Source organism: Vibrio sp. vnigr-6D03 (assembly GCF_002835515.1).
Taxonomy (GTDB): domain Bacteria; phylum Pseudomonadota; class Gammaproteobacteria; order Enterobacterales; family Vibrionaceae; genus Vibrio; species Vibrio penaeicida.
In genome coordinates, this window is sequence record NZ_PIZL01000032.1 from 3,403 (window position 1) to 3,849 (window position 447).

Sequence of the window (447 nt, forward strand, 5' to 3'; positions counted from 1 at the left end):
CGGTTTAAAGCTTTTGTTATGTTCTAACTATACGGCTATTAATCTGTCACCTATATATTGCTTAAAAATTAAATCATTCTCGCTAGTTAGAACTCGCTTAGGTATTGGCATTGAACCTTTATTTGATTCAATCAAGTATATATCGCCAAACTCCAAAACTGAATTAACGTCAGTCCAAGATTTAACCAATGTACCTCGCTTCGATATCCTAGTTATTGAGCATTCCGATATTTCAAACTGACAAGCACCTATTCTCAGATTTTTAACAAAGAAGGTTACGTTGCTTCCTATCCACAAAAGAACACGACTGTACAACTTTTCAAAGGCTTCTGGGTGCTTGTAATCACCGAAGTCTTTTAGTAATACCACATACTCTTTACGTTTATAGCTCACTTCCAATTTAATCAACACACTCTTCCTAAGTAAATTCCACGAATTGGGCATAAC

Annotated in this window: 1 protein-coding gene; it reads right to left on the bottom strand. The window is 35.3% G+C overall.

Going from position 1 to position 447, the window contains the following annotated elements:
- Positions 1-27 precede the first annotated feature (27 nt).
- The coding region (locus CW749_RS22925) for a YcxB family protein (RefSeq protein WP_237322547.1) at positions 28-447 on the bottom strand (420 nt) is incomplete at its 5' end.